At 35.9% G+C, this 14,627-nt stretch carries 17 protein-coding genes and 1 pseudogene; 13 read left to right on the top strand and 5 right to left on the bottom strand.

Annotated elements, in window-relative coordinates; all coding sequences use genetic code 11:
• Positions 1-116: pseudogene (locus V7149_RS07530) on the top strand (nucleotidyltransferase family protein); the annotation flags it as partial.
• A 39-nt stretch (positions 117-155) separates the two neighbouring features.
• Here the strand turns inward: V7149_RS07530 and V7149_RS07535 are convergent.
• Positions 156-983 carry a TetR/AcrR family transcriptional regulator gene (locus V7149_RS07535; protein WP_335345035.1) on the bottom strand — a complete coding sequence of 276 codons (828 nt, stop codon included), beginning with the start codon at positions 981-983 and terminating at the stop codon, positions 156-158.
• A 99-nt stretch (positions 984-1,082) separates the two neighbouring features.
• Here V7149_RS07535 and V7149_RS07540 point away from each other — a divergent pair, with 99 nt between their 5' ends.
• Together V7149_RS07540 and V7149_RS07545 are read left to right on the top strand one after the other, a co-directional pair.
• Complete coding sequence (locus V7149_RS07540; RefSeq protein WP_335345036.1) at positions 1,083-4,166, top strand: efflux RND transporter permease subunit; 3,084 nt, start codon at positions 1,083-1,085, stop codon at positions 4,164-4,166.
• A gap of 341 nt (positions 4,167-4,507) precedes the next feature.
• Positions 4,508-5,644, top strand: a complete 1,137-nt coding sequence (locus V7149_RS07545) for a M20 family metallopeptidase (protein ID WP_335345037.1) — start codon at positions 4,508-4,510, stop codon at positions 5,642-5,644.
• A gap of 69 nt (positions 5,645-5,713) precedes the next feature.
• Here the strand turns inward: V7149_RS07545 and V7149_RS07550 are convergent, their stop codons facing one another.
• Both V7149_RS07550 and V7149_RS07555 read right to left on the bottom strand, forming a co-directional pair.
• Positions 5,714-6,070: a GIY-YIG nuclease family protein gene (locus V7149_RS07550; RefSeq protein WP_335345038.1), complete on the bottom strand. Its 357-nt coding sequence runs from the start codon at positions 6,068-6,070 to the stop codon at positions 5,714-5,716.
• A gap of 21 nt (positions 6,071-6,091) precedes the next feature.
• Positions 6,092-6,847, bottom strand: coding sequence for a DUF2087 domain-containing protein (locus V7149_RS07555; protein WP_335345039.1), 756 nt, complete (start codon positions 6,845-6,847; stop codon positions 6,092-6,094).
• Between the two features lie 569 nt (positions 6,848-7,416).
• Between V7149_RS07555 and V7149_RS07560 the strand changes: the two genes are divergently transcribed.
• The 10 genes from V7149_RS07560 (at position 7,417) to V7149_RS07605 (ending at position 13,183) form a co-directional block, all read left to right on the top strand.
• Complete coding sequence (locus tag V7149_RS07560; protein ID WP_335345040.1) at positions 7,417-7,722, top strand: hypothetical protein; 306 nt, start codon at positions 7,417-7,419, stop codon at positions 7,720-7,722.
• Positions 7,723-7,748: 26 nt separating this feature from the next.
• Complete coding sequence (locus tag V7149_RS07565) at positions 7,749-8,195, top strand: NUDIX hydrolase (protein ID WP_335345041.1); 447 nt, start codon at positions 7,749-7,751, stop codon at positions 8,193-8,195.
• A 189-nt stretch (positions 8,196-8,384) separates the two neighbouring features.
• The gene (locus tag V7149_RS07570; RefSeq protein ID WP_335345042.1) at positions 8,385-8,690 is read left to right on the top strand and encodes a hypothetical protein; all 306 of its coding nucleotides are present in this window, start codon (positions 8,385-8,387) and stop codon (positions 8,688-8,690) included.
• 17 nt (positions 8,691-8,707) lie between these two features.
• Positions 8,708-9,499 (top strand): alpha/beta fold hydrolase, encoded by a 792-nt coding sequence (locus V7149_RS07575; RefSeq protein WP_335345043.1) that lies wholly within the window; start codon positions 8,708-8,710, stop codon positions 9,497-9,499.
• A gap of 28 nt (positions 9,500-9,527) precedes the next feature.
• Positions 9,528-9,992, top strand: coding sequence for a GNAT family N-acetyltransferase (locus tag V7149_RS07580; RefSeq protein WP_335345044.1), 465 nt, complete (start codon positions 9,528-9,530; stop codon positions 9,990-9,992).
• A 39-nt stretch (positions 9,993-10,031) separates the two neighbouring features.
• Positions 10,032-11,075, top strand: coding sequence for a DUF2332 domain-containing protein (locus V7149_RS07585; protein WP_335345045.1), 1,044 nt, complete (start codon positions 10,032-10,034; stop codon positions 11,073-11,075).
• The gene (locus tag V7149_RS07590; protein ID WP_335345046.1) at positions 11,072-11,278 is read left to right on the top strand and encodes a transcription initiation factor TFIIIB; all 207 of its coding nucleotides are present in this window, start codon (positions 11,072-11,074) and stop codon (positions 11,276-11,278) included. The genes V7149_RS07585 and V7149_RS07590 overlap by 4 nt, the downstream gene beginning before the upstream one ends.
• A gap of 380 nt (positions 11,279-11,658) precedes the next feature.
• On the top strand, positions 11,659-12,216 hold the full coding sequence (locus V7149_RS07595; RefSeq protein ID WP_335345047.1) for a hypothetical protein: 558 nt from the start codon (positions 11,659-11,661) through the stop codon (positions 12,214-12,216).
• Positions 12,217-12,241: 25 nt separating this feature from the next.
• A complete protein-coding gene (locus V7149_RS07600; RefSeq protein ID WP_335345048.1) occupies positions 12,242-12,619 on the top strand; it encodes a DUF2500 domain-containing protein in 378 nt (125 codons plus the stop codon).
• A 111-nt stretch (positions 12,620-12,730) separates the two neighbouring features.
• Complete coding sequence (locus V7149_RS07605) at positions 12,731-13,183, top strand: hypothetical protein (RefSeq protein ID WP_335345049.1); 453 nt, start codon at positions 12,731-12,733, stop codon at positions 13,181-13,183.
• A gap of 158 nt (positions 13,184-13,341) precedes the next feature.
• Here the strand turns inward: V7149_RS07605 and V7149_RS07610 are convergent, their stop codons facing one another.
• Both V7149_RS07610 and V7149_RS07615 read right to left on the bottom strand, forming a co-directional pair.
• The gene (locus V7149_RS07610; RefSeq protein WP_335345050.1) at positions 13,342-13,815 is read right to left on the bottom strand and encodes a hypothetical protein; all 474 of its coding nucleotides are present in this window, start codon (positions 13,813-13,815) and stop codon (positions 13,342-13,344) included.
• A 158-nt stretch (positions 13,816-13,973) separates the two neighbouring features.
• Positions 13,974-14,627, bottom strand: a 654-nt coding sequence (locus V7149_RS07615) for a hypothetical protein (protein WP_335345051.1), incomplete at its 5' end; no start/stop codon positions are given.

Raw genomic sequence — 14,627 nt, forward strand, 5'->3', positions numbered from 1 at the left:
AGCCTACACCATTTTTTGCCGAGTCAAAGGATCGTTTGAAAGTCTATGAAAATCGAGTGGAAAAAAAGTCTTGGGATTTGATTTGGTACAAGGTGAATATCTCCACTAAAAATTAGAAAAGAGCAGAAAGATAAAACTGTTCTGCTCCTATCATTTTAAAACTCAAAATACTTCCTCAGCAAATAAGAAATCCACTTGCACTCCGGATGATTCCGAATATTTTCGAGTAGGCCTTTTACAATGGCTGGACTTAAATTCGGATCTACCAGCTGATCCTTTAAGAGAATTAATGATTCTTTTTCAATCGGCTCTTCAACATCCGCCATTTTCTCCTCCATCATTTCAATCAACTGATCCTTCGTTATTTCTTCATTCAGCGGCTGCTTAAGAACTTGAAATAGATCATGCGAAATAAATGGGTCAGTCATTTGTTTTGCCAGCAGATTTGTTTTTTCCACAAGCGAACGAGAAAGATGATTCAAGTCTAGTGGTGAGCTATAGAATAGAAATAGCTGTGAATAAGTGTGCATAAAGCCTTTAATGCAAAAAATTAAATCATATTTTATTGATTGGACTGTTTTTCCGTATAAACGTTCAATCATCAGTAATATCGACTTGTCCATTAACATGTCGTAATAACGGATTTTAATAAATAAATCTTTATTCAATGAATGAACTGGCTCTTTCATAAGAACTTTTGCAAAATCAGAATGCTTGTGAAAAGAGTGAAATGTTGTGTAGTAAAAGTTATATAAAAGGTTATCTTCTGAGTTTTTGACTATATGGTCAATATCAGAAGTGAATTGCATCATAAAATGATCGATAGTAGATAAAATCAATTCATCCTTTGATTTGAATGACAAGTAGAAAGCACCTTTAGAAATACCGCAATAGTCTGTGATTTGTTGAACGGTTGTGGCATCGAATCCTTGAGTTGCAAAAAGCTCTAGTGCTTTTTCCATAATTAACTGTTTCTTCATCATTTCTTTACATCCGCTCCTAGGACTTTCGTTGACAAATGACTTGTCGGTCATTATTATAAGGAAATGAGACTGATTAGTCAATTAAGGGCAGGTGTAGACGTGAAAGGGTTAGTTAACTTTGTTTTAAAGAATAAACTAGCAGTTTGGCTGTTAACTATTATTATAACCGTTTCGGGAATTTATTCAGGAACACGTATGAAAATGGAGATGATTCCGGATATCTCCATTCCATTTCTAATGGTGATGGACGTATATCCTGGGGCAACTCCTGAGCAAGTGATGAAGGATGTGTCGATTCCTTTAGAAAAAGCAGTAGAGGGCTTGGAGCACGTAAAATCCGTTAATTCAAATTCGTATTCAAATGTAGCTAATATTCAAGTGGAATACGAATACGGCATTGATATGGATGAGGCGAAGCGGGCATTAGATTCTGCGATAGATGCAGTTAAATTGCCTGAAGGGGCTCAAAAGCCGACCATTACCGCTATTAGCATGAACATGATGCCTGTTGTGGCACTAAGTGTAAGCAGCACGAAAGAGGACATTGTTGAATTAACGTCAACAGTAGAGGAAGTTTTACTCCCAAAAATCGATAAAATCGATGGTGTTGCCTCTGCTACGATTACAGGGCAGCATATAGAAGAAGTTGACCTTACTTATAATAAGGAAAAAATGGCAGAGCTAGGCTTAACGGAAGATTCCGTCAAGCAAATGATTCAAGCAAGCAATCTCGGTGTTTCTTTAGGACTTTATGAATTTGAAGAAGGCGAGCAGGCAATAGCGATAGACGGCAAGTTCACGACTGTTGACGAATTAAAGGAAATGCTCATTCCTGTAACGCCATCAGCTTCACAGCCTTTACCATTTGTAAAGCTTAGCGATATCGCAACCATTCAAGTAGTAGGTAAAGTACAATCAGTTTCCCGTACAAATGGGAAAGATGCGATTGCAATTCAAATTGTAAAAAGCCAACAGGCTAACACAGTAGATGTTGTAAACAGTGTGAAGAAATTAATTAAAGATGAAAAGAAGAAAATTGATGGAATCGTTATCGATGTGACGCTTGACCAAGGCAAGCCAATTGAAGATTCTGTCGCTACAATGGTTGAAAAAGCGTTATTTGGCGGTTTAATTGCGGTATTAATTATTCTCCTTTTCTTAAGAGATTTCAAATCGACCATTATTTCGATTATATCCATTCCGGTTTCGATTTTAATGGCTATGTTAATCTTAAATTGGATGGATATTACCCTAAATATTATGACGCTTGGGGCGATTACTGTTGCTATTGGCCGTGTAATCGATGACTCCATCGTTGTGGTTGAAAATATTTATCGCCGCCTGCATTTAAAAGGTGAAAAACTAACAGGGCGAGCACTCATTCGTGAATCAACAATTGAAATGTTCAGACCTATCATGTCTTCAACAATCGTAACCGTTGCAGTATTTGCACCACTTATATTTGTTGGCGGGATGGTTGGCGAGCTCTTCATGCCATTCGCATTGACCATGTCATTTGCGCTCGCAGCCTCATTAATTGTTGCGATTACAATCGTTCCTTCATTATCTCATTTCTTGTTTAAGAAGAAGTTATATAGTGAAAAGACGGAAAGCAAACATAAAGAGGCTGGCAGATTATCCAAATGGTACAAAGGATTCCTTGAAAAAACCCTTAATCATAAGGTGATTACTTCCATTCTTGCCTTTGTTTTATTAGCAGGGAGTTTGGCGTTGACACCATTGATTGGTTTTAGCTTTATGGGCAGTGAAGAGGATAAGGTGATGTATCTGACTTACACTCCAAGTGCAGGAGAACTGCCGGAAGATACGTTAGAAAATATTAAAGTGGTTGAAGAGAAAATGCTTGAGCATGATGATATTGATATCGTTCAAGTATCCGTTACAGAAAGCGGCGACCAGCAAGCAGCCATGATGGGAGGCGGAGGAAAAGGCGGGTTAATGTACCTAATCTTTGATCCGGAAATGAAAAACTTCCCTGAAGCACGTGAAGATATAGAAAAGTATGTAAAGGACATTGGACAATCAGGCGAATGGAAGAGCCAGAACTTCTCTTCGATGTCCATGGCTTCAAATGAAGTTAGTTATACATTTTACAGTGAAGATTTAGATAAACTCAACAAATCTGTAAAAATAGTTGAAGATGCATTAAAGGAAAATGAAGGGTTAAAGGATGTTTCCTCTAGTGCAGAGGATGCTTACGTTGAATACACCTTTAAAGTGGCACAGGATGAATTATTAAAGTATGGACTAACAACCGGGCAAATTATTATGATGTTAAGTCCAGAAAAAACGAAGAATGTGTTAACAACGATTGAAAAAGAAGGAAACGCATTAAATGTCATCGTTCAGCAGGAACAGGCAGCACAGCCGAAATCGATCGATGATATTTTGGAAAAACAAGTACCGACACCACTTGGTACGACAATGCCGCTTTCTGAACTAGTGACTGTTGAGAAAGGCACAACATTAAATACTCTAGCTCGCAGTAAGGGCGAATACTATGCTAGTGTTTCAGGCACGATCACTAGCAAGGATATTTCCAAAGCTACAGCTGAAGCAGATAAGACAATTGATAATTTAGATCTGCCTAAAGGGGTCACAGTTGATGTGGCCGGCGTTGCAGCAGACATGCAAGAAACATTTACACAGCTTGGTATAGCTATGCTTGCGGCGATTGCCATTGTGTACTTTGTTCTAGTCGTAACATTCGGTGAAGGACTTGCGCCATTTGCGATTCTTTTCTCATTGCCATTTACAGTTATCGGCTCATTTGTTGGATTATTAATTGCGGGTGAAACCATTTCTGTATCCGTCATGATGGGGCTCTTAATGCTTATCGGAATCGTTGTAACGAACGCAATCGTACTCGTGGACCGAATCATTCGGATGGAACGTACGGGGATGGTTATGCGTGAAGCGGTGCTTGAGGCTGGTGCCACACGTTTGCGTCCGATTCTTATGACAGCCATCGCAACGATTGGTGCCATGGTGCCATTAGCTTTTGGTGCAGGCGGAGGCGGCTTGATTTCGAAAGGCCTTGCCATAACAGTTATCGGCGGTTTAATCAGCTCCACGCTATTAACATTAATTGTTGTTCCAATCGTATACGAAGTATTATCTAAGATTTTTAGGAAAAACCGTAAGGAAATTGAAGAGAATTAATGTGGAGCCCTGCAAGGTGAGTGTGTCATCTTGTGGGGCTTTTTTTATATGCTTTTTATTAAGGATGTTGGCTAAGTGAGTTTCTGGACAGGTTATTGCGATTTCGCTAAAAGCTGTCCGAGAAAGTGAGTTAGCTGGACAAGTTATTGCGATTTCGCTAAAAGCTGTCCAAGAAAGTGAGTTTGCTGGAAAAGTTTTCGTGATTTCGCTAAAAGCTGTCCGAGAAATCGAGTATCCTGGACAGCTTTTCTGTATTTCATCAAATCCTGTCCGATAAGTTAAACAAAATCACTTTCTTATGAAGGGGATTTATGCATAGAATGAAAATGAGGTGTATTCATATGAAAAAAATCGTAGAGTTTTTAAAAGGAAAAGAATCAGAAATGCTCGGTGTTTTAAAGGAATTGGTTGAGATGGAATCTCCTTCCCATGATAAGGAAATGGTGGACCGGCTTGGTGAAAAGGTAAGTGAACTTTTTACCGAATACGTGGGAAAGGAGATAGACGTTATAGAAAATCCTCATGCCGGAAATCATCTTCGGATGGAGTATGGACAAGGGGAGGAGCGAATTCTCATTTTAGTCCATATGGATACGGTTTGGCCGAAGGGGACGTTAGAAACGATGCCATTTCGAATAGATGGGGATAAGGCGTACGGGCCTGGAACCTTTGACATGAAAGGGGGAATCATTCAAGGGATCTTTGCCCTGCATGCCCTGCGTGAATTGGGAGTTTCCTTGAATACGAAACTCGTGATGCTGGTCACCTCTGATGAGGAGATCGGGAGCGGGACATCCCAAGCATTAATAGAGGAAGAAGCGAAAAAAAGTAAATATGTTTTAGTGTTAGAATCAGCGAGTTCAACTACTGGAAAACTAAAGACTTCACGAAAAGGCGTAGGAATGTTTCATATAAAAGTAAAGGGGCGGGCCTCACATTCGGGAATTGAGCCTGAAAAAGGAATTAGTGCCATTGAGGAGCTTGCGAGGAAAATCATCCATTTACATAGCTTATCGGATTTGGATAAAGGGACTACCTTAAATGTTGGCGTCATTAAAGGCGGGACTGCATCCAATGTAATCGCTGCTGAAGCAGAGGCAGAGCTGGATTTGCGTGTTACCAATCAAGCAGAGTTTGAAAAGATTATTCCCTTAATCCAAAATTTAAAGCCTTCTAAAGAAGGAATATCCATTGAAGTTATAGGTGGGATCAATCGACCCCCTCTTGAAAAAACGGCCGAAATCGAAAAAATGTTCCAGAAGGCTAAGGAATTGTCCAAATCTTATTTAGCCTTTAATTTAGAGGAGCAAATGAGTGGAGGCGGAAGTGATGGTAGCTTTGCGTCACAGTTTGCACCTACCCTTGATGGTTTGGGGCCAGTTGGGGATGGGGCTCACGCAAGTCATGAGCATTTACTTATTTCCCAAATGCCAGTTCGCAGTGCTTTAGTCACAATGCTTATTTTGGAATTGGGGTAAAAATAGTGCTATGCATTATTATTCCCGTAATGAATATGGGGACAGATTGCCCGGTCCCCTTTTTTAAATTCATTGAGATTTCCTCACATTATATCCCTGTTCTTCATACGGCTGAAGTTTTTCTAGCCATTTTGCCTCGAGTTCAGCTAATGCTTCTTTCTCATTATAATAAGGGTCGTTTTTCTTTTTAAGCACCTCCAAGGTTTCAAAAGAAAAAGCCTCTTTTCCAAGTTGGTTCCATTCTTCCTGGAGTGTTTTGTTTGTGTGGCTGCCTGATTCAAGCATGAATTTTTCCCCATTTAATGTTTTAAAATTTCTTGTACTGCTGACAAACATTTTTTGATTCTTGATGTTTTTGATTTGATATACACCTGCTTCAATGGGGATTTCTTTATATTGCTGTTTTAATTCTTTTTTTCGGTCCATGTTTTAATCCCGCTTTCATTATTATTTTTTTAACCAATATTGGCTGCCATCTGGCTTCCGGTCTAAAAATCCATATTCAATTAAATATCTTCTGATCATGACATGATCCTCATAAATTGCGTTTAAAATTTGATTTAATTCCTTTTCATCATAAATTCGCTCATCCTCGATCTGTGCTGCAATTTCCCTTAGGACAATCAGACGCTGTTTTTCCTTTGGCGGGAATTTCTTTAAGCATCGATTCGGTCCTTCTGTAAAGAACTTCATTATGATTTTTTCTTGTTCTTCTTTAGTGATGGCATATCGTTCATCAACCATTTTCGCTGTTTTATGAGGGGCAATAAAGGTTGGAGCATATTCGTCCTTGTCTTTTAACAGTTCCATCATTGTCAAAAATACCTTCGCTTGCCGCTCCTTTTCTTTTAATGCAAACCGGTGATGCCTAATGGTTGAGGTGCTGCCAATACCCATTTCATGCTGAACCTCTTTATCACTTTTTCCCTGATGAAAAAGTTGAAGGAGCTCATTTTGATGGTCAGTAAGACCGGTAAGCTTCTTATCCATTCCGATTAAATATTCAAATACAGATTGATGAGTACGCTTAATATGAATTCTCATATATCTTTCCGCTTCGTAAAGCGTATTTTCATGAGAATAAACAATTCCTTTTTCAATCTTTTCCCCGCAAAGCAAGCATGTATAGAAATCCTTTTCTTGAATATATCCTCGTTTAAGCTCTTCCAAAGAGGCATTCCAAAAGAAATCAGATAGTTCCATTTGAAAATCACATCCAGTATGTTGATATATTTTAAACAATTGATAAAAGTGTTTGCTTTATAGTAAACATGCTAATATAAAATTTGGTTAACGTCAATGGTAAATAAGTAAATTAATTAACTAATTGTTTGTTATGAGATAAACAATAACATGATTTGTTTGTTAATAATGTAATTTTGCATAGAAAATGTAAGGGAATTTATTCCCTTTTATAATCCAATTTAGGATAATATTAGAGTAAGGCTTTTATGGGAGGAGATGGGGTTATGAAAAATATATTTAAAAATAGAATAAAGCCTTTTGTAATCATACAATTTCTATTGTTATTTCCAATCTTGGTTATTAGTATTTTCATATTTAAGGATGGCAGTGTTAATTTTTTCTATAATGGGATACTGCAAGTTATTTTTGCGGGATTCTGGTTATTAACTGGAATTGAAAGTTTGATTTTGAAAAAGAGAGGTTTTTCGCTTTTGAACTTTATCCTCTGCTTGATATTCGTATATTTGGCCATACAAAGTTTCCACTTATATAACATTAAATGAAGAATCAAAGAGGGAGTTTATCACGTGTCAGTTTATGAACCATTATATATTTTTATATTTTTATTAATTGTCGGTTCGGTTTATTTTTTCGTCCTGATTCATACTATCGTAAAATTTAAATTTAATTGGATTGGGAAGTTGTTTCTCTTAATGTCAGTTGGCAGCTATTTGTTAATTGGAAAATATATGTTTGATTCTGGTATTCAAGCGGATGAGAATCATTCAATGCTGTTTGGTTTAGGTTTCTTGGAATTGATTCTGTTGTCATTTTCATATATTTTTCTCGTGCTCTCCATATTACTTGGGAAAAGTGGAGAGAGAATTTTGTAGGAGAGTTAGAAAGAGATGAGGCAAAAATGATTAGAAAAGCTGTAGGTGCAATTGTTTTTCAAAGAAATCAATTTTTAATTGTCCATAAAGTCAGCATCAACACAAATAAAGGTAAACAAATGATAAAAGGGGAATGGGATTTTATAAAGGGTGGCGTAGAAGTGAATGATCGGAATTTAACCTATACGCTATTTCGTGAATTAGAAGAAGAGACTGGTTCAAAAGAATATAGGGTTGTAAAAGAATTTGATGAGAAAATATTCTTTCATTTTCCAGATGAAATTAAGATGAAAATCGGATACGACAAACAGGAAACAATCATGTTTCTTGTAGAATTTTTAGGCGATCGTAACTCTTTAAATCCAAATGATCGTGAAATAAGGGAGTTAAAATTCATCGATAAAGACAAGGTGGCTGAAATACTTACTCATCAAGTCACGAAGGATTTTTTTAAAAGGCATTTAATTGTTTAATTTTGTTTATAGAGCTGCTAGTTATACTAATTTGTTAAATCAATTACATAAACAGGTGCGTTTCTGGAATTAGCAGGAGCGCATTTTTCTTAATAGGGCAGGTTAAGGGAATTGTGGGAACTATTTCCTTCGTGATTCGTATAAAAGTAACAGGAAAACCCATGATTAAATGGGAAATGAGGAGACTCTATGGCTGAAATAATTTTAATAATTATTTTAATGATACCCTTTTATGGGTTGCTTATTTGGTCCTATTTGGATCCAGAGGAAAGTATGTTGTTTGGAAAAAGGTGGATGTATAAAGAAGAACCAGAGATATCTGATGAAGCTATCCGATATACTAAATTCGCATCAATGACTGTTATGATTGGATTGCCTATCATTCTAATAAGCTTCATCTTAGATATTCCCTTTCTCAAATTTTCGATGGTAATCATCCCGTTGGTATTGGCAATAGGAGCGTTTAAAATTTTCACAGATGAAAAAGATTCTTAAACAATCGGGTGATAAAAATGACTTTATATTATAAAGAATATGGTGATAAAGAGGCTCCGCTGATGCTTTTTTTACATGGCGGCGGGGTGAGCGGCTGGATGTGGAGACAACAAATACAATACTTTGCTCACTATCATTGCATCGTACCAGATTTACCAGGGCATGGCCAAAGTACTCACGAGGAACCATTCTCAATAAAATCGAGTGCTAATCAACTACTTGCATTAATTGAAGAAAAAGCTCACGAAAAAGAAGTAATCATCCTTGGATTTTCACTAGGTGCCCAAATAGCTATTCAAATGTTAAGCTTAAAACCAGATTTGATCGATTTTGCTATTATCAATAGTGCACTCGTGAGGCCCATTCCATTTGCGAAAAAAATAATAAATCCCTCTATTAAACTATTTTATCCGCTAATCAAAAATAGGTCGTTTTCAAAACTCCAAGCCAAAACACTTTATATTAGCAAAGACGACTTTGAACAATACTTTCAAGAAAGCCGCCAAATGAAATTAGAAACGCTTGTAAGCATCATGGAAGAGAATATGTCATTCCAAATACCAAAGCATTTTGAAAATGCAAAAGGAAAGATTTTAGTGACTGTCGGGGAGAAAGAAAGAGTAATGATGAAAATATCGGCCATTGATCTAGTGAAAAATAACCCTAATTGTAAAGGAGTTATATTATCAAAGATTGGCCATGGTGTATCTTTGGCAAAGCCAGATTTGTTTAATCAAATGGTTGAAGCTTGGGTAAATGAAGGTAAAATGCCGGATGGAAGAGAAATAGGTTTAGAGCCAATGAGTTAAACATAAAAATTGTCTGGGAGAAAAATTAATGATTAGATTAGCTGAATCAAAAGATATTGATCAATTAATTAGAATGAGATGGGATTTCACAATTGAACATAACCCCTCCAATAAGTTTAATGAAAGTGAGCTTGAAAAGTTTAAAATCGAGTGCCGAAATTTTTTAGAAAATGCGATTAACAGTGAGCAGTGGTTTATTTGGATCGCAGAGGAAGAAGGCAGAGTTGTTTCTCACATCTATATTGAATTAATACAAAAAGTGCCTCGTCCTGGGAGGATTACAAGACCTTTTGCCTTTATGACTAATGTGTATACAGTTAGTGATTATAGAAACAAGGGGATTGGCAGTCAGCTACTTACTACTATAAATGAATGGGCCAAAAATGAGCAGTATGAGTTTATCATTGTTTGGCCGAGTGATGACAGCATAAATTATTATAGGAAAAATGGATATATTCATTGCAAAGAGCCTATGGAGTACTTTCCTTCTTAATTTTAAAACCCTTTGTATTTTTGAACGGAGGAGGAACCAATGTTAAATAAAGAACTCTTATCTCAAAGCTTTACGAGGTTTGCCACGAATGAGTGTAAAGATTCTAGTAAATTATATGAATATTTATCACTGAAAATTGCAAAAGACGATGAATTATTACAATTATGTACATATGCCAGTAAAGGTCAACCGATTCCGAATTTACTTTTTGGGGCTGTTCATTACCTTTTACTTAAAGGAAAGAGACATAAGTTAAAAGAGTATTATCCTAGTATCGTGAGTAACCCAAAACCTTTTGAAGGGGCGTTTCATAGCTTTAAAGATTTTTGCCTTCAATATCAAGATGAGATTACATCTATCCTCCGAACAAGGCTTGTCCAGACAAACGAGGTGCGAAGATGTGCCTATCTTTATCCTGTTTTTAATTTGATTTACGAGAAGACTGAAAAACCTCTGGCGCTGATTGAAATCGGAACTAGTGCGGGGTTGCAGCTTCTTTGGGATCAGTTTTCTTATTCATATGGTACAAATGAAGTATTTGGGAATAAAAATTCTACATTAAACATTACTTCAGAGATAGTGGGAGAAAATATTCCGTTTATTTCTTCAGCTCCACCTCCAGTTTCTAAGAGGATTGGTTTGGATTTAAATACGATTGATTTAATTGATGAGGAAGAGAAATTGTGGATGAAATCGTTAATCTGGCCGGAACACAAAGAAAGACTGTTAATGTTTGAACAAGCAGCGAGTTATATGGTGAAGAATCCCGTCCAATTAGTCGAAGGAGATGGAATCGGTTTATTAAGTGAATACGTTGATAGGATGCCGAGTGATAGCACTGTTTGTATTTTTCACACCCACGTTGCCAACCAAATGCCAATTGAAGTAAGAAAATTACTTCTTCAAACGATTCAAGCAATTGGCAAGGAACGAGATGTTTTTCATATTTATAATAATATTCAAGACAAGTTTTTACATCTAGATTTTTTTATAGATGGTATGGAAAGTAATGAAACAATCGCTGAAACAGATGGTCACGGCAGATGGTTTAGATGGTTAAGAGAAGGGGAGGATTTCAAATGAATTATTCTGCAAGAGCAACAGAATGTCCAAAATGTGGCGGAAAAGAATTGGGGAAAGGAAAGCACTCTGGGTATGCGGTTATGCAACCTGAAAATAAGATGAGCCTAGGCTCAAATATTGAATACATTCTTTGTACGGACTGTGGATTTATTATTGAAAGCTATGTGAAAAAGCCAGAGAAGTTCAAGAGGACCATTTTTTAAATCATGAGATTTTGCAAAAAAACAATGGGCGGAATAAATAGATTTTTTCCATCATGCCACGGAATTTTATAGAGAGGAGTTGACTGCATGGCTTATATTTTTTCTGCAATCATAATGTTGGCTCTAGCCTTTACGATTTATAAAATAACTAGAAAAAGGAAATTGCCAAGCAATAACTATACTCCATTTGACGATATTNNGAATATAGGCATAAATAGGTGTTTTATAGGTTCTAATCGAAAAATGATTTGAACCTATTATTTTTTAAAAATGGATCTGCCTTTTCATTTACCACAAAAGTCAAAAAGGCAGCTTCGCTGGATAAAACGTGAAACATTATATATTTATATGCGTCTTTAATAAAAAAGGGGCTTTTGTAGTTGGGTAAAAAAAGAAAAAATATAATTTATGTAACCGCTGTATTAATAATATTGACTCTTTTCTATCCGTCATCAAGAGGGTTGGCTTGTGATTGTGATATACCTAAAACTGCAAATGAAGCATTGAATAGGGCAGCAGCTGTGTTTAGAGGAGAGGTTCTGCAGGTAAAAAAGAAAAAAATCAACGGTAAATCCTACGATGTCGCTTTGATATCAGTATCAGAAATTTGGAAGGGCATTGACGAATCTCAAGTATTTGTTACTACAGATTGGAGTAGCAGCTGCCAATTTGACTTTGAAGTGGGAAAGGAGTATCTCTTCTATCCAAATGATCATGACGGCATACTAAAAGTCATTAACTGCGGAAAAAGTGCCGAAATCCAATATGCTAATCAAGATCTGCTAGAGCTTGGAAAAGGGAAAGAGCCTAAATACACGGTCCAATTAGAAGATGAATTAATGAGCAGCAAATGGTTTCAGCAAAGTAGTATGTTACTTGTATTATTTATAATTGTTTTTGCCATTGTTTATTTAAGGAAAAAGAAAATCAAAAATTAACTTGTATNNGTATAGGAGGGATTAGATGCTTCATGGTGGGGATTTCATGTTTGATTTCGCTCCTACTTTTGTTGGCATTATCTTTGTCATCGTAATCTCTACAATCCTATTTACAATATTTAAAGGATTTTCTCAATGGAATAAAAATAATAACTCCCCAAAACTCAACGTCAACGCGAAAGTGGTGGCAAAAAGGACGGCCATTCGTGGTGGAGGAGAGCATAGGGCTTATAGTGATTATTTTGTTACCTTTGAGGTTGAAAGCGGTGATCGGTTTGAATTAGAGGTTGAGGGTTCTGAATATGGGATGCTTGTTGAAGGTGACACCGGAGAGCTTGCCTTTCAGGGCACAAGATATTTCGGTTTTACAAGGCAGAAAAAGAAGATGGAGATTGATACGTAAACTTTTTAATCTAATGTTCAGAAATGATATTACCATAAAGAGGAATTTACCAAACCTATAATTCAACCATAATAAGGGTAAATTAACCAAAACGATTCTAAGAGGTGCGTGATGAGGCAGTTTGTTTTGGTCATACTTATGATCTCGATTTTGGTAATTTATCCTTCACAGCCAAAGGCAATAACTATGCCTTGTAGTATGATACTGGAGTCCGTTGATAAAAAACTTACAAATGCAAAGGGCTCAGCATTGATTTATAAAGTGCTGTTGATCCCTCAAAGTTTTGCACGAACGAATATAAGTATTCTCGGGGTGCACCTTCCAAAACCATCTACCTATGGTAATTACGATAGTTATGAAGGATTTGCCTTTATACCTAATGAAATCAGCTGGCGTTTCAGGCTTTACCCTACTCCAGAAATAGATGGTCCAACTTGGGCTGGAAGAATTGATGACATTACAGCAAAAATGGAAAATGTAGAAGTACAGATAAGACTTTCTAATTCAAATACCAAAAAGTTGGGGCCTAGTATATTATCAGGCAAAATTAAATCTTGTAAATAGAAGCTATAGAACAAAGGGGCATTACTGAAACAGAGGTAATGCTTTTTTCTTTTTAAGTCAAGGAATTGGGCTTTTTGTAAGGCTCTGTTAAACTTTAATGTTGATATAAGGTTATAAAATAGGAAAAGCCATTACTACGGAGGCTTCCCCTCTAATGTTTAGCTATTGTTAATAAAATGCTCAAACCAACTAATACTCAAAGAGATAATCCAAACAGTTAATGGAAGTACAAAACTCTTTATTGCTTGTAACCAATAAAACTTTTTACTTTGTTTTTGCAGTATTCTATCCGTAACAAAAAATAAGGCAGAAGCTCCTAAACTATAAGGCAAGACTACAAGTCCGAAAACAATGTGTAACGCTCCAGAGCCAATTATTTCTATATTTTTGGTTTCGCTTGTTTTTGACATTAATTCTGCTACCTTATCACTTATAATGGAAGTCAACACTCCATAAATAAGAATAACAGGAAAGCTATACATTAAATATAAATTTATAACATTGATAGCCGAATAAAAATAATTTTGTTCTGCAACAACTTGCTCATTAAATGGATTTGGCATAATAAATCCTAATAAAATTGCAAATAAAGCACTTGATATAGAAGCCGATATTATTTTTCTCTTTAACATTTACTCACCTCCGCAAATTACTAATTTATTCACTATACTTTGTAAAATTGAATTAACACTAAATTTTGACAATCGCAAACTGTCTTATGTGTCCGTATCTATTCTTCATTGTCCATTTCACTTTGATATGGTTGGTAAAATATAATTTTCACTCATCTTTACTGAGTAAGATAAAAAAACATTTTCTTTCTAGAATATAAATAAAACCCTATTTGTATCAAATGGTATACACCCGCAACTATTAGGAAGTGCAATAGTACCTCAGGATTCTCCATAACCCCTCCAATATCCTTTGCCATCGCAACTATATAAAGGAAAGCTAAAGTAGTCCCAACAATGGTCGGAAAAAAGAATAAGGTTGTTATTTCCTTTGAAATGATGTTCTTTATTTCCTTTGAAGTAATTCCTATATTATCAAGCTTTTTATACTTCTCCTTTTCCTTCTCAACATCAGAGAAAAGATTCAAATATAAAAGAATAAACGACCCAAAGAAAAAAATAACACTTAATATAGTTGTTACAAAAAACAATATGCCATTAGAATTTTTATTACGATTATAATCTTCAATTCTAGATGATATCTGAAATAAATATTCTTCAGATGTGTTCTCAACACGAATATCAGTAAGTGGCAGGGAATTTTCATTATAGTTCCTAAACTTTTCAGCTAGTTTTTCGACAACATTGGTGGTCTCTTCCCAATTTGCAACATTGATTAAGTGAATGTTTGATTCATAACCATTTAAGCTATTTTTTAATTGCTCGAATTGTGAATTGCCTACAATAATAAAATCCTGAAGATTGCTTAGTAT

The organism is Bacillus sp. JJ1503 (genome assembly GCF_036965125.1).
In the GTDB taxonomy this organism is placed as follows: Bacteria; Bacillota; Bacilli; order Bacillales; family Cytobacillaceae; genus Cytobacillus.